Origin of the sequence: Bacillus sp. FJAT-44742 (assembly GCF_002797315.1) — a bacterium.
In the GTDB taxonomy this organism is placed as follows: domain Bacteria; phylum Bacillota; class Bacilli; order Bacillales; family Marinococcaceae; genus Thalassorhabdus; species Thalassorhabdus alkalitolerans.
The window spans coordinates 511,776-538,012 of sequence record NZ_KZ454936.1 but is presented as its reverse complement, the minus strand read 5'-3'; the positions used below and the strand labels follow the sequence as shown (position 1 = coordinate 538,012).

General features: G+C 41.1%; 25 protein-coding genes. 4 read left to right on the top strand and 21 right to left on the bottom strand.

The window, feature by feature from the left end:
• Positions 1-7: 7 nt before the first annotated feature.
• The 13 genes from CEF17_RS02695 to CEF17_RS02635 all read right to left on the bottom strand — a co-directional run bounded on the left by CEF17_RS02695 (position 8) and on the right by CEF17_RS02635 (position 14,710).
• Positions 8-1,537 carry an acyl-CoA carboxylase subunit beta gene (locus tag CEF17_RS02695; RefSeq protein ID WP_100398175.1) on the bottom strand — a complete coding sequence of 510 codons (1,530 nt, stop codon included), beginning with the start codon at positions 1,535-1,537 and terminating at the stop codon, positions 8-10.
• 13 nt (positions 1,538-1,550) lie between these two features.
• The gene (locus tag CEF17_RS02690) at positions 1,551-2,330 is read right to left on the bottom strand and encodes an enoyl-CoA hydratase (RefSeq protein WP_100398174.1); all 780 of its coding nucleotides are present in this window, start codon (positions 2,328-2,330) and stop codon (positions 1,551-1,553) included.
• Positions 2,331-2,349: 19 nt separating this feature from the next.
• A complete protein-coding gene (locus tag CEF17_RS02685; protein ID WP_232725398.1) occupies positions 2,350-3,252 on the bottom strand; it encodes a hydroxymethylglutaryl-CoA lyase in 903 nt (300 codons plus the stop codon).
• A gap of 27 nt (positions 3,253-3,279) precedes the next feature.
• Positions 3,280-3,492 (bottom strand): acetyl-CoA carboxylase biotin carboxyl carrier protein subunit, encoded by a 213-nt coding sequence (locus tag CEF17_RS02680; RefSeq protein ID WP_100398172.1) that lies wholly within the window; start codon positions 3,490-3,492, stop codon positions 3,280-3,282.
• A 74-nt stretch (positions 3,493-3,566) separates the two neighbouring features.
• Positions 3,567-4,916 (bottom strand): acetyl-CoA carboxylase biotin carboxylase subunit, encoded by a 1,350-nt coding sequence (locus CEF17_RS02675; protein ID WP_100398171.1) that lies wholly within the window; start codon positions 4,914-4,916, stop codon positions 3,567-3,569.
• Positions 4,917-4,974: 58 nt separating this feature from the next.
• The gene (locus tag CEF17_RS02670) at positions 4,975-6,618 is read right to left on the bottom strand and encodes an AMP-binding protein (protein WP_100398170.1); all 1,644 of its coding nucleotides are present in this window, start codon (positions 6,616-6,618) and stop codon (positions 4,975-4,977) included.
• A 30-nt stretch (positions 6,619-6,648) separates the two neighbouring features.
• Complete coding sequence (locus CEF17_RS02665) at positions 6,649-7,791, bottom strand: acyl-CoA dehydrogenase family protein (RefSeq protein ID WP_100398169.1); 1,143 nt, start codon at positions 7,789-7,791, stop codon at positions 6,649-6,651.
• Positions 7,792-7,911: 120 nt separating this feature from the next.
• Positions 7,912-8,700: an ABC transporter ATP-binding protein gene (locus tag CEF17_RS02660; RefSeq protein WP_100398168.1), complete on the bottom strand. Its 789-nt coding sequence runs from the start codon at positions 8,698-8,700 to the stop codon at positions 7,912-7,914.
• Between the two features lie 84 nt (positions 8,701-8,784).
• On the bottom strand, positions 8,785-10,023 hold the full coding sequence (locus CEF17_RS02655) for an ABC transporter substrate-binding protein (protein ID WP_100398167.1): 1,239 nt from the start codon (positions 10,021-10,023) through the stop codon (positions 8,785-8,787).
• 56 nt (positions 10,024-10,079) lie between these two features.
• The gene (locus CEF17_RS02650; protein WP_100398166.1) at positions 10,080-11,141 is read right to left on the bottom strand and encodes a branched-chain amino acid ABC transporter permease; all 1,062 of its coding nucleotides are present in this window, start codon (positions 11,139-11,141) and stop codon (positions 10,080-10,082) included.
• Positions 11,142-11,150: 9 nt separating this feature from the next.
• Positions 11,151-12,035, bottom strand: a complete 885-nt coding sequence (locus CEF17_RS02645) for a branched-chain amino acid ABC transporter permease (protein WP_054635593.1) — start codon at positions 12,033-12,035, stop codon at positions 11,151-11,153.
• The gene (locus tag CEF17_RS02640; protein WP_100398165.1) at positions 12,036-13,910 is read right to left on the bottom strand and encodes an AMP-dependent synthetase/ligase; all 1,875 of its coding nucleotides are present in this window, start codon (positions 13,908-13,910) and stop codon (positions 12,036-12,038) included. It abuts the gene before it with no gap.
• 20 nt (positions 13,911-13,930) lie between these two features.
• Entirely contained in the window at positions 13,931-14,710 is a 780-nt protein-coding gene (locus CEF17_RS02635; protein ID WP_100398164.1) for an ABC transporter ATP-binding protein, read from the bottom strand.
• Between the two features lie 548 nt (positions 14,711-15,258).
• Between CEF17_RS02635 and CEF17_RS02630 the strand changes: the two genes are divergently transcribed.
• On the top strand, positions 15,259-15,813 hold the full coding sequence (locus CEF17_RS02630) for a LemA family protein (RefSeq protein ID WP_100398163.1): 555 nt from the start codon (positions 15,259-15,261) through the stop codon (positions 15,811-15,813).
• 432 nt (positions 15,814-16,245) lie between these two features.
• Here the strand turns inward: CEF17_RS02630 and sfsA are convergent, their stop codons facing one another.
• From sfsA to pgmB, 3 genes are read right to left on the bottom strand one after another with little or no spacing between them, the layout of a single operon-like run.
• Positions 16,246-16,986, bottom strand: a complete 741-nt coding sequence (gene sfsA, locus CEF17_RS02625; protein ID WP_100398162.1) for a DNA/RNA nuclease SfsA — start codon at positions 16,984-16,986, stop codon at positions 16,246-16,248.
• Positions 16,979-17,533 (bottom strand): LOG family protein, encoded by a 555-nt coding sequence (locus CEF17_RS02620; protein WP_100398161.1) that lies wholly within the window; start codon positions 17,531-17,533, stop codon positions 16,979-16,981. The genes sfsA and CEF17_RS02620 overlap by 8 nt, the downstream gene beginning before the upstream one ends.
• A gap of 4 nt (positions 17,534-17,537) precedes the next feature.
• Positions 17,538-18,209, bottom strand: coding sequence for a beta-phosphoglucomutase (pgmB, locus tag CEF17_RS02615; protein ID WP_157842904.1), 672 nt, complete (start codon positions 18,207-18,209; stop codon positions 17,538-17,540).
• A gap of 176 nt (positions 18,210-18,385) precedes the next feature.
• Here pgmB and CEF17_RS02610 point away from each other — a divergent pair, with 176 nt between their 5' ends.
• Both CEF17_RS02610 and pdxK read left to right on the top strand, forming a co-directional pair.
• On the top strand, positions 18,386-19,618 hold the full coding sequence (locus tag CEF17_RS02610) for an aminopeptidase (protein WP_100398159.1): 1,233 nt from the start codon (positions 18,386-18,388) through the stop codon (positions 19,616-19,618).
• A 135-nt stretch (positions 19,619-19,753) separates the two neighbouring features.
• Complete coding sequence (pdxK, locus tag CEF17_RS02605) at positions 19,754-20,575, top strand: pyridoxine/pyridoxal/pyridoxamine kinase (RefSeq protein WP_100398158.1); 822 nt, start codon at positions 19,754-19,756, stop codon at positions 20,573-20,575.
• Positions 20,576-20,703: 128 nt separating this feature from the next.
• Here pdxK and CEF17_RS02600 read toward each other — a convergent pair whose 3' ends face one another.
• The 3 genes from CEF17_RS02600 to CEF17_RS02590 form a co-directional block, all read right to left on the bottom strand.
• Entirely contained in the window at positions 20,704-21,429 is a 726-nt protein-coding gene (locus tag CEF17_RS02600; protein WP_100398157.1) for an amino acid ABC transporter ATP-binding protein, read from the bottom strand.
• On the bottom strand, positions 21,426-22,085 hold the full coding sequence (locus CEF17_RS02595) for an amino acid ABC transporter permease (RefSeq protein WP_100400765.1): 660 nt from the start codon (positions 22,083-22,085) through the stop codon (positions 21,426-21,428). Before CEF17_RS02595 ends, CEF17_RS02600 begins: the two co-directional genes overlap by 4 nt.
• Positions 22,086-22,160: 75 nt before the next feature.
• On the bottom strand, positions 22,161-23,018 hold the full coding sequence (locus CEF17_RS02590) for a transporter substrate-binding domain-containing protein (RefSeq protein WP_100398156.1): 858 nt from the start codon (positions 23,016-23,018) through the stop codon (positions 22,161-22,163).
• 316 nt (positions 23,019-23,334) lie between these two features.
• Here CEF17_RS02590 and CEF17_RS02585 point away from each other — a divergent pair, with 316 nt between their 5' ends.
• Positions 23,335-23,961 (top strand): DUF1643 domain-containing protein, encoded by a 627-nt coding sequence (locus CEF17_RS02585; protein WP_157842903.1) that lies wholly within the window; start codon positions 23,335-23,337, stop codon positions 23,959-23,961.
• Between the two features lie 223 nt (positions 23,962-24,184).
• On the opposite strand, the gene CEF17_RS02580 is transcribed toward CEF17_RS02585, so the two are convergent.
• Positions 24,185-25,471: an ATP-binding protein gene (locus tag CEF17_RS02580; protein ID WP_232725396.1), complete on the bottom strand. Its 1,287-nt coding sequence runs from the start codon at positions 25,469-25,471 to the stop codon at positions 24,185-24,187.
• 116 nt (positions 25,472-25,587) lie between these two features.
• Entirely contained in the window at positions 25,588-26,163 is a 576-nt protein-coding gene (locus tag CEF17_RS02575; RefSeq protein ID WP_100398154.1) for a helix-turn-helix domain-containing protein, read from the bottom strand.
• Positions 26,164-26,237 lie beyond the last annotated feature (74 nt).

Genomic DNA, 26,237 nt, shown 5'->3' with positions numbered 1-26,237 from the left:
TCCCTTCTTATACCGGATACACTGGATGCTTTCTCTCTGAAAATACCATATACTTACTCATATAAGCTTCAAGGCGAACGGAAAGCTCTTGGCGCAAATCATTTCCACGAACAATATCATCAATCACCATCTCTGAAGCAAGTCGGTAAATATCGATATTTTCCTTGTATTCTTTTCGTTTTTCTTCAATAAAAGCTGGCCTTTCTTCTTCTGGCAGCTCAGCAATCTTATTTGCATACACAGCATTCACTGCAGCTTCAGGTCCCATTACTGCAATTTGCGCACTAGGCAGTGCCAGGCAGCAATCAGGTTCAAATGCGGGACCTGCCATAGCATATAACCCAGCTCCGTAAGCTTTTCTCACAACAACAGACATCTTTGGCACAGTAGCCGAAGACATTGCTGCTATCATTTTTGCTCCGTGCCTGATTATTCCAGCTTTTTCTACTCTCGTTCCAATCATGAATCCAGGAATATCAGCCAAAAATAATAACGGAATATTAAAGGCATCACATAATGTAATAAAACGTGCTGCTTTATCGGCTGAATCATGGAATAGAACGCCGCCTTTGGCTCGAGGCTGATTAGCAATAATCCCCACAGCCTGGCCTTGCAGTCTGGCAAATCCTGTGATCAATTCAGGAGCAAACAGCTTTTTCATCTCAAAGAAGCTGTCTTTATCAATTACCTGCTCAATAAACGTATACATGTCAAAGGGTGCATTTTGGTTGGCAGGTATTAGTTCCTCAATTGTTTTTTCAAACGTCTCTGGTTCAAGGGGGAGGTTCTCCGGAGGCAGCTCACGGTAATTGGCCGGGAAGTATGAGAGGTATTCCCTTGCCTTTTGAATCGCCTCTTTTTCATCTCCAGCAAGAATATCTCCGCAGCCCGAGACAGAGCAATGCATTTTTGCTCCACCCATTTCCTCAAGTGAAACTTTTTCTCCTATAACCATTTCAGCCATCCGAGGAGAACCTAAATACATTGAAGCATTTCCGTCAACCATAATTACTACATCACAAAAGGAAGGGATGTAAGCACCTCCTGCTGCCGAAGGTCCAAATAAGAGACAGACTTGTGGCACTCTTCCCGAAAGCTTCACCTGGTTATAAAAAATTCTACCGGCTCCTCTTCGTCCTGGAAACATTTCAACCTGATCTGTAATTCGAGCTCCAGCTGAATCGACAAGATAAAGCATGGGGACGGCAAGCTTGTCTGCCGTTTCTTGTATTCGTATAATTTTTTCCACTGTTCTAGCTCCCCAGGACCCAGCTTTAATCGTCGAATCGTTTGCCATAAAACATACAGTCTGCCCATTCACTTTTCCGGTCCCAGTAACCACTCCATCTGCTGGAAGCCCCTCGGCATTACAATTTGCAAACTTTCCGTCTTCAAATCTCACTCCATCGTCAAACAGAAGCTCAAGGCGCTTCCTGACAAACATCTTTCCTTTTCCTTCATTACTTTCATGGTATTTTGGTGCACCGCCTTTTTCTATCTTTTCCATTCGATCCTTCAATTCCGCTTCCCAAGTCATAATCCTTCCTCCCCTATTTTCCAGAGTATTGTGGCTTGCGCTTTTCCTTGAACGCTTGCAGTCCTTCCAACCTGTCTTCTGTTGGGATAATTACCTCGTAACACTTTTCTTCTAAAGTAAGCCCTGTATTAAGGTCTGTTTCAAGGCCTGCATTTACAGCTTTTTTTGCCTGTTTTAAGGCCACCGGACCATTCTCTGCTATTTTCCCCGCTATCTCTTGAGCTACAGATAGGACTTCTGCAGATTGGGCACTGCATGATACCAAACCTATTTGCTCTGCTTCCCGCCCTGAAATTTTTTTGGAAGTAAAAATTAGTTCTTTAGCTTTTTCTGCTCCTATCAACCTTGGAAGCCTTTGGGTCCCACCGGCCCCTGGAATGATCGCAAGGGAAGTTTCAGGCAATCCGTATTTTCCGTCTTCTGCTGCCACTCTCATATCACAAGCGAGCGCCAGTTCCAGTCCTCCTCCCAAAGCACTGCCGTTCATGGCAGCAATCACTGGCTGTGGAAGCTTTTCTACAGCCTCGACTGTTTTCCGGATAAGAGCGACCGTCTTTTTGACTTGCACTGGATCCATCCCCGCTCTTTCCTTTAAGTCAGCGCCGGCACAAAAGACCTTGTTTCCCGCTCCCGTAATAATAAGAGTTCGGACTGAATCATCAAATGAGAGATCCTGAAAATAATGATTCAGTTCTTGAAGCATTTGCAAAGAGAGTGCATTAGCTGCCCTTGGGCGGTTCAGTGTAATGATTGCTACATTGCTCTTCTTATCTAAGGTCACCTGGTTTTCCATTTTTCTAACCCTCCATAAGTCAATGGCTTTCTTCTCCTTTTCTTGCCTGCAGGACCCTGCTCGGCAAATTTTTGCCTAACTTTTCTTCAATAAACAAGGAAGCAAGGAGAAGCTTATCCTCCTCTACTCCTGTCTCTAGTCCCATCCCATGAAGCATATATAATAAATCTTCAGTAGAGACATTTCCTGAGGCACCTGGTGCATAAGGACAGCCTCCAAGACCTCCACAGGCACTGTCAAAAGTAGTAATTCCCGCCTGTAACGAGGCCAGTACATTAGCAAGAGCAGTGCCACGGGTATCGTGGAAGTGCATGGCCAGCTTATCTTTAGGAAGCTTTACAACCAGGTGATCTAAGACATCCTGAACCTGCTTAGGATTAGCTACACCAATTGTGTCACCAAGAGACAGCTCTTCAATTCCCATGTCAAACAGAGTGTGAGCCACTTTTAATACTTGTTCTGTATCAACCATTCCTTCATATGGGCATCCAAACACCGTTGAAAGGTAGCCTCTTACAGACTTTCCTGCACGCTCTCCTTCTTTTACGACTTCTTGTAATACCGTAAATGTTTCGTCTATGGATTTATTAATGTTTTTCCTGTTATGTGTTTCGCTGGCTGACATAAAAATTGAAATTTCATCAATATTTGATTCAAGCGCCCCTTCCAGTCCTTTCATATTTGGTACCAGCGCTGCATAGGTAACTTCTTTCTTTCTCTTAATGCCTTTTGCCACTTCTTTTGCATCGGATAATGCCGGTACCCACTTTGGATGTACAAATGAAGAAATCTCTATATAAGATAGCCCGCTTTCTGTCAATTGATTGATCCATGAAATCTTATCTTCAGTGTTAACGAAAGAAGATTCATTTTGCAGGCCGTCTCTTGGTCCGACTTCTTTTATTTGAACCTTTTCAGACAACATCCTCACCTCCTCTTTCTCTTTTGTCTATTCAAATATCAGGAGGTCTTCGCCTTCATTAACAAAGTCTCCTTCCTGCTTAAGGATAGTCTTCACACTTCCTCCCTGTTCAGCTGTTACCGGGATCTCCATTTTCATAGATTCCAAGATCATAATATCCTCACCCACGTTAACTGTATCTCCTTCTTTCACTAAAACCTTCCAAATGTTCCCTGCCATGTTTGCCGAAATCTTACTCATCATAAGCCTCCTGAACTTTTATTGTTTAGTTCGAGCAGAAACACCCGTTCTTCCCGCTCGAACTGAGCTCTCTGTTATACCGAAGGTGCTCGCAGCACATCTTGAATAAAAGCCGTTGTTGCTTCTCCTTTAATAAATGATGGATGTTTCACTACCTCTAAAAGCATGGAAATGTTTGTTTTGATTCCTTCTATGCGGTAATTTTCCAAGGCTTTTTGAAGTTGTTCAATCGCTTCCTCTCTATTCGTACCGGTAACAATTAACTTTGCAAGCATTGGATCATAAAAAGGAGTCACTACTGAACCCTCGCTCACTCCGCATTCGTGCCTTACAGCTTTTCCTGAAGGCATTTCAAAGACTGTGATTGTTCCAGGGGATGGGAAAAATGTCTTTGGATCTTCAGCGTATATCCTTACTTCTATCGCATGGCCACTTAAGCTGATTTCCTGTTGGGTTAAAGGAAGCGGCTGTCCTGCTGCTACTGCTAGCTGCCATTCAACAAGATCAGTTCCAGTTACTTCTTCGGTTACTGGGTGCTCTACTTGCAATCGAGTATTCATCTCTAAAAAATAGAAGTTCTTTTCCTCATCTACTAAGAACTCAATAGTACCTGCGTTCTGATACCCTAGTGCTTTCGCAGCTTTCACTGCTGTTTCTCCCATCTCTTTTCTTAAGGAATCACTGACAAAAGGAGATGGAGATTCTTCAACAACTTTTTGATTTCTCCTTTGGACAGAACAATCCCTTTCACCTAAATGAACGCAGTTTCCATGTTTATCGGCAAACACTTGAATTTCAATGTGCCGGGGATTTTGTACAACTTTTTCCAAATACATGGCTCCATTGCCAAAGAAACTTATAGCCCTTTTTTGGTTTCCTTCATATATCTTTCGCAGTTCTTCTTTTGTCTCAGCTCTCTGCATCCCTATTCCACCGCCTCCTGCCGAGGCTTTGAGCATGACAGGGTAACCAATTCTTTCCGCTGTTTCAGCAGCCTCATCTACATTCTCAATCGGGCTGCTGACACCTGGTACCACCGGGACTCCTGCTTTTTCCATTTCAAGGCGAGCTTCGATTTTACTTCCCATCTTTTCCATTACCTCAGGAGTCGGGCCAATAAATGTAATGCCTTCGGCTTCACATTTGCGGGCAAAATCTCCGTTTTCTGAAAGAAGGCCGTATCCCGGGTGTATCGCATCCACTCCAGAATCCTTGGCCGCTTGAAGGATAGCATCTATATTCAAATAGCTTTCATTAACTTTTGGAGGGCCGATGAAATGAGATTCATCAGCCATCCCTGCATGAAGAGCACTCTTGTCTGCTTCTGAATAAACGGCAACCGTTTTAATCCCTAAATTCCGGCACGTTCTTATCACCCGGCAGGCAATTTCTCCACGATTTGCAATCAGTACTTTTTTGAACATACAGCCACCTCTATTCCTCTTTAGATTTCAAATGATGACAACGCTTTCAAAATCAATATCAGCTAGACGTAGAAAATGTGTCTTTTGCCTGTTCCCTCAGTTTAAATTTTTGAATTTTTCCTGAGGCAGTCATTGGATATTCATCGACAAATGTAATGTAGCGAGGAATCTTAAAACGTGAAATTTGTCCTTCACAATAGTTACGTATTTCTTCAGGAGTGCAGCTTTCTCCTTCTTTTAATCTAATCCATGCTGATACTTCCTCTCCGTATTTCTGATCAGGTATTCCTACAACCTGCACGTCTAACACTTTAGGGTGCTGGTATAAAAACTCTTCTATTTCTCGCGGGTAAATGTTTTCTCCACCGCGAATAATCATATCTTTTAATCTTCCTGTAATCCGGCAGTATCCATATTCGTCCATCACTGCAAGGTCCCCGGTGTGAAGCCACCCATCTTCTGTCAGCACTTCTTTTGTGGCTGCTTGATTATTATAATAGCCCTTCATAACATGGTAGCCCCTCGTGCACAATTCTCCTTGTGTACCTGGATCCACTTCCTTGTCCGTCCCAGGCTCGACTATTTTTACCTCGACATTCGGCAAGGCTCTTCCTACTGTTTCAACCTTTCGTTCAATAGAGTCATCTACTCTTGTCTGGGTTATCACAGGGGAAGATTCAGTCTGACCATAAGCAATAGTTATTTCTTCTGCTCCCATTTTGTTCATTACATTCCTCATTACTTCTATAGGGCAGTTTGTGCCTGCCATAATACCCGTTCTCAGACTTGAAAGGTTATACTTATTAAAGTTTGGATGATTCAGCTCAGCTATGAACATTGTCGGCACACCGTGCAGAGCTGTGCACTTTTCCTGTTCTACCGCCTGGAGAACTTTTTCAGGATCAAACTCCTCTACTGGAACCATGGTTGCCCCTGTGGTTACACAAGCCATTGTACCTAGAACACAGCCAAAGCAGTGAAAGAAAGGGACCGGGATACATAATCTGTCTTTACTTGATAGATTCATACATTCACCAATGTTAAGACCATTGTTTGTTATATTATAATGAGTCAGCATGACCCCTTTTGGAAAACCAGTGGTCCCTGATGTATACTGCATGTTAATCACATCATGGGGATCTAGACTTGCCAGCCTTTTATCGAGAGCTTCGTCTGTTACTTGATCACCTTTTTCCATAACATCCTGCCATGTATACATTCCAGGCAGCCTCTCCTCCCCAAGAAATATGACATTTTTCAAATGAGGAAGTGTTTCAGACTTTAAGTTTCCAGGCTCTGCATTTTTAAGTTCAGGCACAATTTCATAAAGCATCTCAACATAGGAAGATCCTTTAAAGCTTTCTTGAAGAATGAGAGTTGAGGATTCTGATTGCTTTAATAAATATTCCAGCTCTGATGTCCGGTAATTCGTGTTAACCGTAACAAGAACCCCTCCCATTTTCCCTGTGGAAAATTGAGAAATAAGCCACTCTGGTTTGTTTGTTCCCCAAATTGCCATATGGTCTCCTTTTTCAATTCCAAGGCTCATAAACCCTTTTGCAGCCTGGCGGCACACCTCTTCAAATTGAGCGTACGTATAACGGAGGTCTCTGTCAGGATAAACGACGGCCTCAACTTCCGGCTGTTTCTTTGAGACATTCTTTAAAAGCTCCCCCACCGTCACGTTAAGAATATCTGCCATGGTTCTTCCCCCTTATTAATAAAGTTAGAATTAACAGCCAAGTTCTCTGGCAATGACAAGACGCTGAACTTCAGAAGTTCCTTCTCCAATTTCCATAAGCTTGGTATCGCGAAGCATGCGCTCAACTTCATACTCCCTCATGTATCCATAACCGCCATGAATTTGTATCGCTTGATTACACGCTCTCGTAGACATCTCTGAAGCAAACAGCTTTGCAAAAGATGCCTCTTTTTTGAATGGCTTGCCTTGATCCTTCAGCCAGGCAGCTTTTAACACCATTGTGCGTGCCAAATCAATTTCCATTGCCATATCTGCAAGCTTAAATTGAATTGCCTGGAAGCTGGATATAGTTTTGCCGAACTGCTTTCTTTCTTTTGAATATTGAAGAGCTCTTTCGAATGCTCCTTGTGCAATACCTACTGCTAAAGCAGCAATAGAGATTCTTCCACCGTCAAGGGTATATAAAAATTGCTTAAAGCCGCCTTTCGGGTCTCCTAAGATATTTTCCTTTGGAACTCTTACATCCTCAAGAATTAACTCTGATGTGTTAGAACCCCTCACGCCCATTTTTTCGTAAGGACTTGTAATGGTAAAACCTTCAGCATCTGTTGGAACAATAAAAGCTGAAATAATATTTTTTCCTCTTTCATCTTTGCCTGTCACAGCAGTCACCGTTACTGTCCGTGCATACTGGGCATTAGTTATCCAGCATTTTTCACCGTTAATTACATATTCGTCTCCCTCAAGAACTGCTCTTGTCTGGGTTCCGCCGGCATCTGAACCAGCGTTCGGTTCAGTCAGACCAAAAGAAGCTAATGATTTACCAGTAGCCAAAGGAATTAGATGTTCCTGCTTTTGTTGTTCAGTCCCAAAATAATAGAGGGGACTTGCTCCCAGAGATACAGCTGCAGCATAACTCAATCCTGTGCTTCCACAAGCTTTCCCAATTTCTTCTACCGCCAGGGCATAAGAGATAGTATCTCCCCCAGATCCTCCATATTCTTCAGGAAAGGGGATACCTAACAAGCCCAATTCTCCCATCTTTTTAAATGTTTCCTCAGGGAACTTTGCTTCACGGTCGACTTCTTCTGCTTTCGGGGCTACCTCTTGTTTAGCAAAATCCCTTACCATATTTCTTATCATTGTTTGTTCCTTAGTCAATTCAAAGTTCATTCTTTATTCCTCCTTTATTTATAACAGCATGTACACTGAGCCAATGCTCAGAATTTATAAGAAAAATGATCCTAGATAAGGAGTGGTCCCTCCTAGGAATATATGCGGGGAAGCGTCACACTACACCGGACGCTTCTTTTGTCTGTAAGTTTTTGTGTTTCGGTAATTGTTTCTCCCATTACTTCCTCCGCCTAAGTACAAATCTTTCACTTCGTCATTATCAAGCAGTTGAGCTACCTTTCCTTGGAGAACAATACGGCCGTTTTCCATGATATAGCCGTAATCAGCAATGGAGAGTGCTACATTGGCATTTTGTTCAACAACCAGAATAGAGGTCCCTTCTTCCTTGTTGATTTCTTTAATATTGTGGAAAATTTCTTTGACTAACAAAGGAGCTATACCTAAAGATGGCTCATCAAGCAACAGAACCTTTGGTTTAGCCATGATTCCCCTGCCAATGGCAAGCATCTGCTGCTCCCCGCCAGAGAGAAATCCTGCGGCTCTTCCTTTCAAGGCTTTAAGCTTCGGGAAATAGTGATACACTCTTTCCAGGTCTGGTTTCAACTGGTTACGGTCTTTTCTTGTGTAGGCTCCAGCCAGCAAATTTTCTTCTACTGTTAAATGCTTAAACACCCTTCTTCCTTCAATACACTGAAAGATTCCTTTGCTTACTACTTGATCAGGCGTCAGTCCATTGAGTGACTCATTGTTAAAAGAAATGGAACCATTGACTATCTGTCCCCCTTCACCTTTAAGCAGACCAGAAATCGACTTTAGGGTTGTGGATTTTCCGGCACCGTTGCTTCCCATCAGCGCCACAATTTTCCCTTCTGGTACCTCAAGAGACACCCCTTTTAAAGATACTATTATCTTTGAGTAGACCGTTTCTAAATTATGAACGCGAAGCATATCAACACTCCGTTCTTTAAGTAAGATAGATGATAAAGGCATGAGGAACACAGTAAGTTATCTCTATGTTCCTCTGCCGGTATTCTATTCGTAATCTTCGTGACTGAAGTAGTCTTCAATAATCTCAAACTGACCGTCTTCAACTTGAGCCAGCCTGATATCCTTCGTTCCAGCATGATCATCAGCGGAGAAACTCACCGGTGCTGCCAAACCGTTAAGATCCAAATCAGTAATCTGTTCAATTCCTTCTTTAATGCCGTCTCCTGTTAAGTCAGGGGCATTGCGGATTCCTTCTGCCATTATGCTTGCAGTTACCCATCCCTGTACAAATTTCTGGTCAATATCTTCTAATGTTTTTCCTTGAGTTTCTAAATATTCTTCAATTTCATCCAATCCTTCCAGGTCCTCATATGGAAAGGCATGGGTTACTACTCCAATCATCCCTTCAGCAGCATCCCCTGCAATATCAATGACACCTTCACCTGTAGCCCAGTTTAATCCGATAAATTGTGTATCAATTCCAAGTGTCTGTGCTTCACGAAGTATAGTTGATGTTGCTCCCCAGGTTTGTTGGATAATAGCATAATCGGGGTCTTTACTCTGCATATTAAGCATTTGAGATTGTGCCTCTGTGGCTGCTACATCAATAACCTGCTCATCCACCACCTCTACACCATGCTCGGCAGCATATTCCTTAATATCTTCAACCGGAGAGCGACCAAAAGCTGTATCATTATATAATAGTGCTAATGTAGGATCACCGTCTCCTTCATGGTTTTCTTTAATCCATTGGACAACTGCTCTTCCTTGGTCAGAGTAAGTAGCTGCAGTTAAGAAATTATAAGGGCTTTCATCCATATCTTTTAAATTTTCTGAATAAGCAGCTGAGAAGTATGGCAATTGATCATTAGCAACCTGCTGCCTAAGTGCTTCTGTATCAGCTGTTCCCCATCCTAATACGGCGGCTACTTCGTGGCGGTCTCTCAGGGTTTGATAAATTCTTTGTCCCTCTGAAATATCATAAGCGTAATCCTCGCCAATTAACTCCACCGTAACGCCATCAATACCGCCGTTTTCATTAAGCCATTCCACATATGCCTCCTCGCCGTCAGCATATGGAGAACCAACATCTCCTGTTCCTCCAGTAATATCGTAAAGAGCACCAATTTTCACTGTATCACCGGCTTCTGCTACGTCCGCTTCTCCTTCAGCGTCCTGAGTACTACTGGCTCCTTCCTCACCGCCTCCACATGCTGACAGTGCTCCTGCTAATAGCATGCCTGTACCTGCTGCCCCAATCCATCTTTTCCACTTTATTGTCATTTGATCTCCCCCATGTTTTCTTTTATCAGGAACAGACAAAACGTCTGGCGTCCTCATTAATAGGTAAACGGCCAAAGCTTGAAATAATTTCTTATATTGCTCCAGATATGGGCTAGCCCTCCTGGTTCAAAAATAAGAAACAAAATAATGACTGCCCCAAAAGCAATTTCCTGAATCGCTGCTAACTGGTGGCCGGCATTAGGCAGAAACACAGATAAAACTTCAGTGAAATAGGAAAGGCCAACGGGCATCAATGTAATAAAAAAGGCGCCTAGAATTGCTCCTAGAATGCTCCCAAGTCCGCCGACCAGGATCATTGCTAAGTACTGAATAGAAACATCAATACTGTAAAGCTCAGGACTCACAATCATGGTGTAATGTCCCATTAATGCCCCTGCAATTCCAACGAAGAAAGAACTGATGGCAAAAGCAATGACTTTATAATTGAATAGATTAATTCCCATAATTTGAGCAGCAACATCCTGATCTCTGACCGCCATGAAAGCCCGGCCTGTTCTCGTCCTAAATAGATTGAGAGAAAAGATGGTAGTAAACAGCAGGATGACCAGACAGAGATAGTAATAACTGGAGGCCGACATTAAGGTATACCCGCCAATTGAGGGGCGTTGCAGCACCATACCGGAAGTTCCTCCTGTTAATCCGTCCCATCTGCTAATGACAAAAAGAATAATTACTTGAGCTGCAAGTGTGGCGATGGCAAGGTATAAACCTTTCAGCCTAAGTGACGGAATACCAAATATTCCTCCGACAAAAGCTGTAACAAGTCCTGCAACTGGAACCGCCAGCCAGAAGCTTAGACCAAGACTCGTCGTTAAAATAGCCGACGTATATCCCCCTACCCCTAGAAAAGCCCCCACTCCGATAGAGATTTGGCCAGTAAACCCAGTTAAGATGTTAAGGCCGATTGCCCCTATAGAGGCAATTAAACAAAGGGTTGCCAAACCTACTACGTAATTTGATGTAAACAGCGGAACTAAGGCAAAAAGGGCAATAAGCAAAACCATTCTCATCTTCACTCTCGGTATGGTAAAGAGTGCCATATCATGATTGTATTTTGTTTTATAATTACCGCATTCCATGACAAAAGGATTTCTCATTTTCTCCCATCACACCCTTTCTATACCGCCCTTACCGAACAATCCATGGGGTCTAAGCATTAAAATGAAAACTACCAGGATAAACGGGACTACTTCTTTTAACCCTCCTCCAACCATTGGATCCAGGTATCCACCCGCCATGCTTTGGAAAATTCCGATCGTAAAGCCGCCAACTATAGCTCCCGGAATACTGTCAAGTCCACCTAATATGACAACTGGCAAGACAGTCAGGCCAATAATAGCCATGGTTGCATTTACACCATTGATGTTTCCTAACAAGACTCCCCCTACAGCAGCTACGATAGAAGCAATGGCCCAGGTTACAGCAAAGACCTTTTTCACACTTATCCCCATAGACTGTGCAGCCATTTGGTCATCGGCAACAGCTCTCATCGCAAGGCCCATCTTGGAGTATTTGAAAAACAGTGTAAAAAGAAGAAGCAGTGTCATAACAATGACAAAGGACCAGAGATACACAGGTGTAATGACTAAATCCCCAGCTCTAATTGGTGTGGCTGGAAAGATTTGCGGATATGTTCTTGTTTGATGTCCCCAAATCAGGTGAACAATCCCCCCGAGTAAACTTGCAAGTCCTATGGTTGCCATTATCACTGAAATAACTGGAGCATTTTGTAATGGCCGAAGAACGGTCTTCTCAACTCCCAGCCCTATAACGGCGTTTACCGCCAAGGTAATGGCTAACGCGAGAAGAAACGGAATTTGAAAAATGGTGATAAGAGTTAAACATACATATGCCCCGATTAAGACAAACTCACCGTTGGCCAGGTTTAAAGCATCACTAGCCTTATAAATTAGAACAAATCCTAAAGCTACCAGCGCATAAATACTGCCGACTACGATGCCGCTAACCAGCATTTGCATAAAAAACGTCACCTAGGCAACCTCCCTCTTTTCACCTAATGAAATAACAGGAATGATTTGTTCGTTTACATTTTCTTTTGTAAATGAAACCCTTTCATCAGAGGAATATAAAGAATCAAGCAACTGTTTATATTTTTGTTCTACGTAAGGCCGCCTAAGCTTGTACGTGGGAGTCATTTCATCTTCTGCTGCATTAAGCTCCTTTGGAAGAATAATGAATTTCTTAAAATTAACACTTTCTGGCAAGAGAGTGGTGATCTGAGACACTTCTTCATGTATCAGCTGGATAACATCCGGATTCGTAGATAAATCCTCATAGGTAGTATAGGAAAGCTGCTTTTTGTCAGCCCATCTTCCTACATTTTCCATACTGATATTAATTAAGCCAACCATATAAGGCTGCTGTTTTCCATAAAGCAAGGCTTCTTGAATATAAGGACTCATCTTCAGCTTGCTCTCTATCCAGCTTGGAGCAACACCTTGACCTTGAACTCCAGTAATGACTTCTTCTTTCCTTCCAGTCAGACGAACCTGGCCGTCTTCCAGCTTTTCCCCTGTATCTCCCAGGTTTATATATCCATCTTCATCAATGTTCAATGCTTCCCCGTTAAGATAACCAAGACACTGTCCAGCGGATTTTATAAGGATCTCTTTATCCTCTGTAACCTTAAGATCTACATGTGGCAGGGGTTCTCCAACACTTTCTGCATCTAGCTTTCCGTCTCTTTGAACAAGAGAAATACCAGAAAGCTCAGTCGCTCCATAAGTTTGTTTTACATTTACTCCAATGGAATGAAAGAAATGCATCCCCTCATTACCTAAAGAAGCTCCATTTATATAAGCCCTTTTGATTCTTGCTAATCCCAGGTGATCTCTTATTGCACTAAACACTAAGTAGTCGCCAAGTTTGTAGATGACTTTCTCTATTAAAGATAGAGGTTTTTCTCCAAAATCTGCTTCTGCTTTTCGTTTTCCATAGTGGTTGAAAAAATTGTAAACTTTCTTCTTGAAGGACGAGGTATCATTGATACGGAGATTGAATCTAGCTATGATATTTTCGTAGGTTCTTGGAGTTGCCATCAAGAGATGCGGACCTATTTCCCTTAAGTCCTGCAAGGCTGTTGATGGTTCTTCTGGGAAGTTAATTGTTAGTTTTTGCTGGAATGATAATGACAATACAATCAATTGTTCAGACGCCCATGCCAAAGGCAAGAATGATAGATAATCATCTTTAGAAGAGACCGGGTCCACTTCTTGAAGAGCTGTACCAGTAGCCAGTAAATTATGATGGGATAATAAGATTCCTTTAGGATGTCCCATGGTTCCCGGAGAGTAACACAGGAAGGCTGGATCTTCACCATTCCCCTGTTCAATCTCTTTAAGGATTGTTTTTTCTCTGCTCTCCTTTGCAGCTTTTTGAACATCATCCCAAAAAATGAGCCGGTGATCAGAATAGTTTTTTAATCCTTTTGGGTTAATAAAAATAATTGTTTCAACTAAAGGAAGATGGTCTATGATTTTTAACACTTTATCTACCTGTTCCTGGTCTTCTGCCACTATAATCTTTGCTTTACAATCGTTGATCAAGTGATCAAGCTGTTCAGGAGTGCTTTCCTGAAACAGCCCCGTTGAGATCCCCCCAAGACTTTGACAAGCAAGCTCAGCATAGATCCACTCCGGCCTATTGTCACTTAAGATGACCATCCGGTCACCTTTTTGAAATTCAAATAAGTGCTTTATAGCAAGAGCAAAAGATTCAACATTATCTTTGACTTCTTTCCATGAAATTTCTTTCCAAATGCCAAGGCTTTTTTTTCTGAAAGCCGTCCTTTCTGGCTCACTTTCTGCAAGTTCTAACAGAAGCTTTGGAAATGTGTCTTTTCCCATTTATAAGAATCCTCCCCTTGTCAGCTTACTTCTTCATCTTCTTCCTCTCCTAAATAAGCACTGATCACCGCTTCATTTTCTTTTATCTCTTCAGGAGTACCAAAGCCTATAAGCTTTCCAAAATCAAGTACGGCTATATGGTCGGATAAATCCATTACCACACCCATATCATGTTCAATGAGCACTACCGTCATATCCTGGAGAGCATTCATATCAAGGATAAAACGAGCCATGTCTTGCTTCTCTGAGCTGTTCATACCAGCCATAGGCTCATCAAGGAGAATAAGCTCAGGCTGTAATGCCAGGGCCCGGCCTACTTCTACTCTTTTTTGCAGCCCGTAAGGAAGCCTTCCTACTGGAGTATGGCGAATATCCTTAAGCTCTAAAAAGTCAATAACTTCCTCCACTGCTTTTCTGTGAGCTACTTCTTCTTTTTGAGCAGCTCCCCAGTAGAGTCCCCCGGACAAAAGTCCTGACTTCATTTTTGTATGCCGGCCCAGCTTTAAATTATCAAGCACAGACATTTGAGAAAATAATGCTATGTTCTGGAAAGCTCGGGATATTCCTAAGTTTGTTCTTTTATGGGGTTTCATGTTGATAATATCCTTCCCCATAAATTTAATTGAGCCTTGAGACGGACTATACAATCCGCTAATGCAGTTCAGCATACTTGTTTTCCCTGCACCATTAGGCCCAATAAGAGAAAAAATTTCTCCTTTTTCAATATGATAAGTAACGTCTACCAAAGCCTTAACTCCCCCAAATTGAAGTGAAACGTTTTCCACTTCTAATGCTGGCATCCTCTTCCCTCCCTTTATGTAAGCGCTATCATGTTTCTAAGATTGATTATAAGGATGAGCTATCACTCAAGTCAACAAAATTTTGATAATTTTTAGAAAATTATCAAAACTATTGTTGTTTTATCATTTGTTAATCACATGAATATATTTTTTTTTAAAAGAACAAGAGACCAGCAGGAATAGGAAATAAGATACTCGATGAGACCAGTCAGAAAGGCACAATTTTTATGAATTGCAGGTAATTTTATTTCAAGTATAGAAAAACACAAGCATAGAAAAACACAAGCATAGAAAAACAATTACAGACATCTATATCAGTATTTGATGTAAGTATATGCTTTTACGACAAAAGCACTGTTTCCTGAAGCCACTCGACCCTTCTTTCTGTATAAGGTGTATGAAGGGGCATAACCTTTCACTCTTCCTTAAGTTCCAAATTTATTTAAAGATTCCAAATATTTGTCAGAATCCATGATATAATGACTTATAGGCTATTGCTAAAGGGGTTAGACAACATTAAGAAGTCACACTAAAGGGGTGTTATTTCATTGACTTTTGCCATTATATTAGGTGTCATACTTGTCGTTTCGATCATTTCCTGGATCATCGGCTATAACCGTCTAATTAAATGCTTAAATTGGGTGGAAGAATCATGGGCCCAAATTGACGTGCAGTTAAAGAAAAGATATGAATTGATACCAACTCTGGTAGAAACGGTAAAAGGATACGCACCTCATGAAAGAGAAACACTAGAAAAGGTTTTAGAATTACGAAATCAAATTACAGCATCCTCAAATGATAGAGCTGAACAAATGGAGGCAAACGATCAATTGAGCGGAATGCTTGAAAACTTATTTGTCTTGGGAGAGGATTACCCGGAATTAAAGGCAAATGAAAATTTTAAAGCTTTGCAGGAAGAATTAATCCAAACTGAACACAAGATTGCGGATGCTCGTCAACTATACAATGATACCGTTAGAAAGTATAATTCACGCATCCAATCTATCCCTACCAACTTTGTAGCAAACATCCATAATTTTAACAGACGAGACATGTTAGAGACTCCGGCAGCAGAACAAGAAAACGTTCAGGTATCTTTTTAAGCAGGAGCATAAAAGGAGGTACGACTGTTCTTCTTTATTTTCCTGATCGGTTAAGAAGGAAAGTTTCAAGCCTTCCGACTCTGGCAACCTCCGCGCCTATACAAGAAATATTCACAGAACATCAGCAATATAAAGATTCTCTATAACAATTTACGATTTCAGCACTTCCAAAAAAATTCTTAGAGTTATATATAATGACCAATTGCCAATAAGAAAAGAAATAAAGGAGTTTAGTTTTCTCTCATTCCATGTAACAAGAAACGAAGAAATATTACGAATTTGATATAGTAGTGACAGAGGGAGGCGCTTTGGTTATATTCCAAACAGCAAGAGATGTCCTTTTTCGACAATTTTAGATCATCTCAACCTGCCTCTGATACGTACGATACCATTTTGGGTGGCTGCATGCCGCCTCTTTTTTTGTCTTTTTTACTATACATATACCGGCAGACTTTCACCTAATTGAATGTGTTCCAGTGTCAGTATACAACGTCTGCCCAGCAACGTTACACCTCTTTCTTTTGCTTCAAGAAGAGCTTTTGCAAAAGCAGGATCGATATAGTCTGCAGGACTGATAGACTTTACATCATTTCGCTGAGCCACAAATAAGACACCGGTTTCTATATTTCCTCTCTCTTGAAAATGAGATAACTCTTGTACATGGCGTGCTCCTCTTTTAGTTACAGCGTCTGGAAACAGGCCCTGTTCACCTTTTGCAAGTGTCACACTTTTCACTTCTAATAACATCTTTTTATTGTCCTTGCTTTCGAGGAGAAAATCCCACCGGGAATCTCCAAACTTATACTCTGCACGCTTAAATTCCCAGTCACAAAATTCCTCTATTTTTTTCTCTTTTAAGGCTTTTTCAATTAACCGATTGGGAAAAGTGGTATTAATTGAAACAAGCTGTCCTTCAGAAGAAGAGGCTAAAACTGCGCTCCATTTTGTTTTTCTTGCAGGCTTATTTATGTACTGCAGCCACACTTTTCTCCCAGGTATGAGCAACTCCTTTAACCTGCCTGGATCAGGAAGATGAACGGTAACCGGCTCACCTGCCGGCTTGTTTAGTTCTTTATTAATAAGCTGGCAGTGAATAATAAACCGATTGGGCCTTTTGATAAAAATAGCTGGGTGCAATGGTTCATCATAGTAAATCACTGGCTTATCAGACATTTCCTTTCTCACCCTTCAACAGGAAATGAACCAATGACTGGGGTTCAGCAAAAACAATAATTCTGTCAGCCACTTGTTCTGATAAAAAACCTTCTTTCACCATATGTTTTATGAGCATAAGTAAAGGATCATAATATTTATCGGTATTAAGCAGTGCACAATACTTTTCATGCTGCCCTATTGCATACCAGGTGAGAACCTCTACAAATTCCTCCAGCGTTCCTATGCCCCCAGGAAGAGCTATAAATGCGTCAGCATACTCGTACATTTTTGCCTTTCTTTCATGCATTGTCTTTACGGTGATCAATTCTGTTACATGCTGATGAGCGATTTCTATATCCTTTAACGTTTCAGGCACAATCCCAATCACTTCTCCTTGCCTTTCTAACGCCCCATCTGCTACAGCTCCCATCAACCCGCTGCTTCCTCCCCCATATACAGTTATGATCTTATTTTTGGCCAGCTCCTCTCCAAGCTTTTTAGCTTCTTGAAGGTAGAGGGAACGGTTTCCCTTTCTTGAGCCGCAAAAAACTGTGATATGCTTCATTCAATCAGCCATTCCTTTCTTTGAATCTTCGGATTAATACATCAATTTGAAGTTTGCGAGTGGAATCAACAAACCAATCTGCTTCTCTCGCAGCTTGTTCTTCCCCTACGCCGACAGAAAAGATACCAGCCGCTTGAAGCGCTCTGATACCTGCCTCACTATCTTCAATTCCTGCACATTCTTTTGGACTTACTCCCGCCATTTCCGCCCCTTTTAAAAATATTTCAGGATCAGGCTTGCGATTGGAAATGGTATGTACATCCACAATATGGTCAAAATAGTTTTTAATCCCGACATTGGAAATGACCGTCCTTGCATTAGTACTTGAAGAGGTTAATACTGCTTTGAAACCGGCAGCTCTGGTCTGTTCTAGAAAATCTTTAACTCCAGGTAACAAGTCTTCCGGGGTAAGCTCCTCTATTAAAGCCTGGTAATATGTATTTCTCTGCTCTCCAAGCTTTAGCTTTTCTTCGTGAGAATAGCTCCCTTCCTTTTGTTTCAAAAGAGCTTTTATGGCATCCATACGGCTTCTTCCCTGGAGCTTCATGTTCATTTCATGATCAAAAAAGACACCAAGATCTTCAGCGAGCATTTTGTTCGCCTTGTAATGAAGAGGAACGGTGTTGGTAAGGACTCCATCAAGGTCAAATAAAACAGCTTTCAAACTAGAATTCAAAAAAACCCCTCCTTTTATGCTTTATTATTTTATCACACCTCCTTTCACTCTATGGTCAGCAAAAAACATTCCATTTTTATCAAGAAAAGTTTCATTGCCAATACCTACCTGATAAAATGAAGGCTAAGCATGAGTATGATGGTTCAAATTAAAAAAGCTCACAAAGGAGAATGTTTATGACAGACTTTGAGAAAAAGCTAACGAATTATGCAGAGCTTGCTGTTAAAAAGGGAGTAAATATTCAAGAGGGACAAACCCTTGTGATTAATGCTTCACTAGAACTTGCCGAGTTTGTAAGGCTGGTAGCAAAGACTGCTTATAACGCAGGCGCAAGGAATGTTCATGTCGAATGGAGCGATGATAAGCTGACAAGGATAAAATACGACATGGCACCTGAAGAAGCCTTTGAGGAGTATCCTGAATGGAAAGCGAGAGGATTTGAAGAGCTTGCCGAAAAGGGAGCTGCCTTTATGACCATTAAAGGAACAGACCCTGACCTGCTTAAAGGAGTAGATCCAAAACGTATTTCTGCGGCCAACAAAGCAGCAGGAAAAGCTATGGATACATTCAGGGATTACATACAATCTGATAAGGTAAGCTGGCTTGTCATCGCTGCCCCTACCAGGGAATGGGCCCAAAGAGTGTTCCCTGATTCAACTGGAGAGGATGCTGTAAGCCATCTGTGGGAAGCTATTTTTAAAGCTGTCCGTGCAGATGTGAATAATCCGGTACAGGCATGGGATGAACATGACCAGAAGCTTCAGGACAAAGCAAAGTTCCTAAATAACAAGCGGTTTCAAAAGCTTCACTATACTGCCCCTGGCACTGACTTAACGATCGAGCTTCCAGAAGAACACATGTGGATTGGCGGTGGAAGCCCTAATAAAAAAGGGGTTCACTTTATTGCCAATATGCCTACTGAAGAGGTTTTTACGGTACCTTATAAAACGGGAGTAAATGGATATGTAAAGAATTCCAAGCCGCTTAACTACAGTGGAAATTTAATTGATAATTTCACTATCCACTTTAAAGATGGAAAAATCGTGGATTTCTCTGCGGAAGAAGGAGAAGAAACGTTAAAGCATTTAATTGAAACAGATGAAGGCTCTCACTATTTAGGTGAAGTAGCTTTGGTTCCCCACAGTTCGCCAATTTCTCAAACAGGCATTCTATTTTATAACACCCTCTTTGATGAAAACGCCTCTAATCATTTAGCGATTGGCAGCGCATATGCTTTTTGTGTAAAAGACGGAGACAAAATGGATAAAGAGGAAAAAGAGAAAAATGGATTAAATACAAGTATAACTCATGTTGATTTTATGATTGGCACTGGGGATATGAACATCGACGGAATAACAAAAAAAGGAGAGAAAGAACCTCTTTTCAGGAATGGAGAGTGGGCTGTCTAGTCTCCTTGAAATGGAAGAAGAACTGCTGTTATCTATACCGCAGTTCTTTTTTTCACATGCCAGGTTTCGGAGATGCACAACAAGGAAATGTATTAACCATAAAGTCCAGGTATGAGAAAGGAGTTGTCACTTTTTATGGGTTTACCCAGGGTATTAACAATCGCTGGCTCTGACACAAGCGGTGGAGCAGGGATTCAGGCTGACTTGAAAACCTTTCAAGAGCTTGGAGTATACGGAATGACCGCTTTAACAACCATTGTTGCCCAGAATCCTTTTAAAGAATGGCAGCATGATGTATATCCTCAAGAACTGTCTGTTCTTGAGGCACAGCTGGATACAGTTTTATCCGGCATAGGAGCGGATGCTGTGAAAACAGGCATGCTCGGTTCCAAAGAGGTGATTGACCTTGCAGCAAAAAAAATAGACCAGCACAACATTGAAACAGTAGTAGTGGATCCTGTCATGGTTTGCAAAGGGACTGATGAACCTCTTAACCCGGAACTTGACCAGTATTTAAAAGAAGTCCTCGTACCTAAGGCCTTGCTGGTGACACCAAATCTATTTGAAGCTGCCCAGCTGTCCGGATTGAACCAAGTAAGCACACTTGAAGACATGAAGAAGGCTGCTGAAATCATTTATGAGTCAGGACCAAGCTTTGTCCTTATAAAAGGTGGAAACGATATCGACCCTGACACTTCAATTGACGTCTTTTATGATGGGAAAAGCTTTGAGTTTGTGGAATCTGAACGTATTAACACTGAATATACTCATGGAGCAGGCTGTACTCATTCCGCTGCAATCACGGCACAACTGGCCAAAGGGCGGCCAATGAGGGAAGCTATTGAAACAGGTAAGCAATTTGCATCATCTGCCATAAAAGAATCCTTTAAGCTTAATCAATACGTTGGGGCAGTAAATCATACGGCATACCGGTATCATTCAGTGACAAAAGATTAATAGAAAAAGCACCCTGTTATCCAGCTACTCTTCTCAATTGTTTTAAACAACTGAGGAGCAGCTACTCACAGGGTGCTTTTTATTTGTAGAGTGGTAATTTAATCAAGGGCCTGAGGACACTGTATAAATTATGAAAGAACCTTGCTTAGAAAGCTTTGAGTACGGGGATGCTGAGGATTATCAAAAACTTCTGCCGGAGTTCCTTCCTCCATGAAAACACCCTCATCAATAAAAAACACTCTGTCCCCTACTTCCTTAGCAAATCCCATTTCGTGTGTTACAACTACCATAGTCATTCCCTCTTGGGCCAGCTCTTTCATTACACTAAGGACATCTCCGACCAGCTCTGGATCTAATGCAGAAGTCGGCTCATCAAACAGCATCACTGTTGGATTCATGGCCAGCGCTCTGGCAATGGCAACCCGTTGTTTTTGCCCCCCTGACAGGCTGTTCGGATAAGCAGCAGCTTTGTCAGCCAGCCCTACTTTCTCGAGCAGAGACTTTCCTATTTTTTCTGCTTCCTGTTTTGCCATTCCTTTAACCTTTTGAGGAGCCAAAGTTACATTCTCTAATACTGTTTTGTGAGGGAATAGGTTAAAATGCTGAAAAACCATTCCTACTCGAGAACGAACATCATTAATGTCAGTATGAGGATCAGTGATGTCGTCCCCGTCTACAATTACTTGCCCAGATGTGATTTCTTCCAGCATGTTCAGGCAGCGCAGAAATGTGCTTTTCCCTGAGCCCGATGGACCTATAACACACACTACTTCTTTTTCCCTGATTTCGGTAGTAATCCCCTTTAACACTTCTGTGGCACCAAAGGACTTTCTTAAATCTTTAACTGTAATCATTCTCGTTCCAGCCTCCGTTCATAGCGGCGTAATATAACCATTGATGGAATTGTAATGATAAGATAGAACACACACACCATGAGGTATGGCTCAAAGTAAACAAAGGTTCCGCTCGCATATTGCCGGCCTTGATAAAGAATGTCTGTCACTGCAATAGCCGAAAATAAAGATGTATCTTTTAAACTGATAATGAACTGATTTCCAAGCGGCGGAATCATTCTTTTTAAAGCCTGGGGCCAAATAATGTAGCGCATTGTCTGGGAAGAAGATAGTCCCAATGAGCGTCCTGCCTCGGCCTGCCCCTTTTCTACTGATTGAACGGACCCTCGCACAATTTCAGCAATGTAGGCTCCGGCGTTAAGGGCAATTGCCAAAATGGATGCTGTCAGCTTGTCCAAATTGACTCCCAGCAGCTCTGGGAGACCAAAATATAAAAAGAAAATCTGTGCCAAAAGAGGAGTACCCCTTACAATTTCAACATAAACCGTGGCTATTCCATAAACCAGTTTATTATTTGAGATCCTCATTAATCCAAATATAGCACCTATAATAAAACCAAAAAATACCCCTACAAAGGTAATTAACAAGGTATATTGCAAACCTTGTAATAAAAATGGCATAACGTCTATGTAATGATTAGCTGTATAAAGATACATGACGGAATATTTCATTCCTTCCTTTTCTAAGTGGTAAAAAGCGTGACAAGTAGATACCTGCCACGCTCTTTTGCCTTATAATCCTTCTGGACGGTAACCGAACCATTTCTCGTAAATATCCCCAAATGTTCCATCTTCCTTGAGTGCATCAATTGCTGCATCTACTTCATCAACCAGCTCTGAACCTTTAGGAAAAGCAATTCCGTATTGCTCTCCCGTAAGCGTATCGCCTACGATTTGAAGCTCTCCGCCTGTCTCGGTTTCAGCGTAGTATTGTACGTTTGGAAGATCATAAAGAACTGCATCTGCTCTTTCTGTTAATACAGCTTGGTAAGCCTCTGGAATTTCTGGAAATGCTTCAATGTTTGCTTCTGTGTTTTCGTTTAAGTAGTCTTCGCTTGTTGACCCAACACGAGTCGCTACCGTTAAACCATCCACATCATCAATAGATTGGATATCTGATCCGTCTTTTACAGCCAGCACGAGCCCAGCATCATAATATGGCTGAGAAAAATCTATGTTTTCTTCACGTTCTTCCGTAATTGTCATACCTGCAATACCCATATCAAAACGTTCTGATGGAATAGCAGCAACAATTCCTGAGAACTCCATTTGTTCAATTTCAATTTCAAATCCAGCTTCATCTGCTATAGCATTAATTAAGTCGATATCAAATCCAACTAATTCACCATCTTCAATAAACTCAAATGGAATGTAATTGTTATCAGTCGCCACAGAATAGGTTTCTGTCTCTCCGTCTAAAGCTGCTTCTTCACTATCTTCCTCTGTGCCTTCAGTTTCTTCTTCAGCAGCATCCTCCGTCTCTGCATCTACACCAGTATCCTCATCCCCGCCAGTATCCTCTGCTTCACCACAGGCTGCTGCGAACATGAGAATAAATGACATAAGAAGAAATAATAATACCTTTTTCATGCGTTATCCCCCTTTTGTACTAATCTATTTCTACTTACAAAGTGGATTATATCATAAAATTACAAATAAATTTATTAATTTTCAAAAAATTTTACTTGTGAACTCGAAATTTGAAATTATTCAATAAAACACCTTTTTCGTAGAAACAAAGCGATTTTTATAATTATGCAAATAAGGTTAATATTTACCTCCTCCTCTCATATATAGGGAAAAGAGACTATATACGTTTTACTCGCTCTCTAACTAAATATTTTGAATATTTGATTTTATTTGGTATGATAAACATGCAACAATCATATACGAAAGGATGACTTTCATGCACCGATACTCTTCAACGTTTATTTCTGATGTTACTTATGAGTCTGAGGTCTTTCATGACATCCCTTGTCGTTTTTCATTAACTGTTGCCTTTAACCGGCCCAAAGGCCGCCACCTTTCTTTAATATTGTCGAATCCCTTTACTTATGAAGAAGACCGGGGAGACCCTGCTTTAAAACAGCTGGAAAGCCTGGCCGTCAATCATCTTCATGATGTTTCTTCGATGACCATTATCAGCCTTCTCCCTTTTTGCGGAGACTCTGAAGAAGTAAAAATCCATACCCAGGAATCCATGCATAGAAGTACGTATGAAACAATTATAAAAAGAAACCAAAGCACCATCAAAAGAGCTGTTGCCTTGTCGGATGGTTTAGTAACAGCCTGGGGGCCACCTCCTTACAATGTTAAAAGAGATCCTGTCGGGCGTTTGTATCAAAAAGAGAAAAGGTGGCTTTTGAAATTCCTCAAAGCTGAAGACAAGCCGCTTTTTGTGTTGGACAAAAATGAAGATCAACCATTGACAAAAGGATCCCATCCCCGTGAACCTCACAGAGGTAATTCGTGTGTCGGGCTGATTCCTTCGCTTATCATAAGCAGCACCCGTGTAGGTATAGCCGAAGCATAGTAGCTAACGAATAAGAAGAACCCTCTTCGAGGGCCCTTCTAAGGCTGTTGAGATACACTTTTCAACAGCCTTTTTTCATGGGCTGCAAAAGATTACGAACTGTAAATGATTTTACTTGAGCACACTTAGCTGGCCTTGAAAATACAAACTCATGACGGATCAAGCAACCTCAAAAAAGAATCCCTCAAAGAGGATCTTCTTTTTTTGTTTCTTACCGAAGCTTTTATGAGGGTACTTCAACAATAGGTAAATAAATGGTGAAAGAGGTCCCTTTGTTCACTTCACTTTTCACTTTAACTTCTCCATTCATTGCCTTAATAATGCTATAAACAACCATCGTTCCTAATCCAGTGCCTTTGTCTTTAGTGGTATAAAAAGGGGTTCCTAATCTTTCAATCTGCTCATCATTCATTCCTGAACCTGTATCTTCGACCTGTATGACTCCTTTATGATCTTCTCGTCTTATGGAGATTGTAATCTTGCCACCTTCCGGCATGGATTCTATGCCATTTTTTATTACATTAATCAGACATTGATGAAACTTTTCCCCTTCTCCCGCCACATGAACTTCTCCTGTTTTTTTCACTTCAATCTTCACATTATTCATAGAAGCAAATGGGCTGACTACTTTTAAGATGTATTGTATCTCCTTATTTATGTTCAAGATTGTTACATCCTCAATTGTCGGCTTGGCAAAAGTAAGATAATCACTAATTGTTCTCTCCGCTCTGTTAAGCTCTTCTAAAGCAAAGGTAATATAATATTGCTTGGTATCCTCTGTAATATCTGAATCTCTTAATAGCTGAATAAACCCCTTTGTTACTGTTAACGGGTTTCTCACTTCGTGAGAAATACTAGCTGCAATCTCACTGACCGTTTTAAGCTTTTCAAGCTTTCTCAGTTCTTTTTCAAGAGCCTTGTCTTTTCTCCCTTTTTCAATAAAATTAATAAACGAGAAAATAGCAGCAGTCTGAACGATTAGAAAAAGGATTATAAAGCTGATATACCTTCCGCTTACTATTTCCGGATACATCATAAATGTAACCAAAAGCATGGTTAGAATCCCTGCAGAAGAAACAGTTAATGACAAGGTCACTTTTTTCTTTATACTAGGAGCATTTTTATATCGTGGAATGATATACAGAAGAAGACCTAATATCATAATGTTTACCAAAAGTGCCCCGTAGACTCCCTCCCATTCCATAGAAAAACGATATGCTATAAGAATGATAAATAATGAAACCGCTACCTTCCTTCCTCCGTATAAGGCGCCCAGAATAAATGGTACTTGCCGTAAATCAAAAATATGGCCAGTATCGCTAAAATTAACTGTAAAAGTCATACAAAGAATAATAGAAAGTCCGGAAATAACTATAAGGAGCAACTTGTTTACTGAAACTGAAGTCTTATCTTCTATGAATTTTTGATAGATAAAGAAAAAAGTAAAAACGAAAAATATATTTAAAAGAAATGTTTGCAAATCATCAATGATATACTGAATCTTAATCACCCCAAACTTTCACTTAACGCCTAAGCCCACACTAAACCAGGCAACTTTGAAATTCACATTTATGTAAATAGCATCTGGTAATACTTGAAATTACCAAATGATGGAAATTCCACCCGTTACGCATACGTCATGACAAAATGCAGCACAACAGTCGAAGACGTTGAATTTATATAGGTGTGACTCCTGTCTCCGTTAAACTTTATGGAATCAAACTCTGATAAAGAAAACGTTTCATTTTCTATAACTAAGGAAAGCTCTCCTTTCATGACTGTTACATATTCAATAACACCAGGCTGGTGAGCACCTGGAGAATATGTACTGTTTGGCTTTAAGAAAGCACGGTGTATTTCGCTCGTAGCAAAGGCAGGCATGTTAAACATCGGTTCCAGGGTGCATGCCTTATTTTCGCTCACTACTTTATTCCCTACACCTTTTCTGGAAATTTCTACTTCCTCTGGTTCCTTTACTAACAAGGAAATGGGGATAGATAAACCGTTTGCTATTTTCCAAATTACTGAAAGGGAAGGGTTTGCTTCTCCTCTTTCAATGTTTCCTAAAGTCAACTTACTTACCTCTGTTTCCTCAGCCAAGTTCTGGAGACTCATTCCTCGTTCTCTGCGAATTGACCTTAATGTTTCCCCTACCTGTTTGGCCAGCCTGGCTGCGTCATTGTAGTGATTGTCACGACTCAAAACATTTCCTCCTTTTTATAGTAGTAAGCAATGTAGTATAATATATTTTATTAAAAGTTAATAATATCATACTA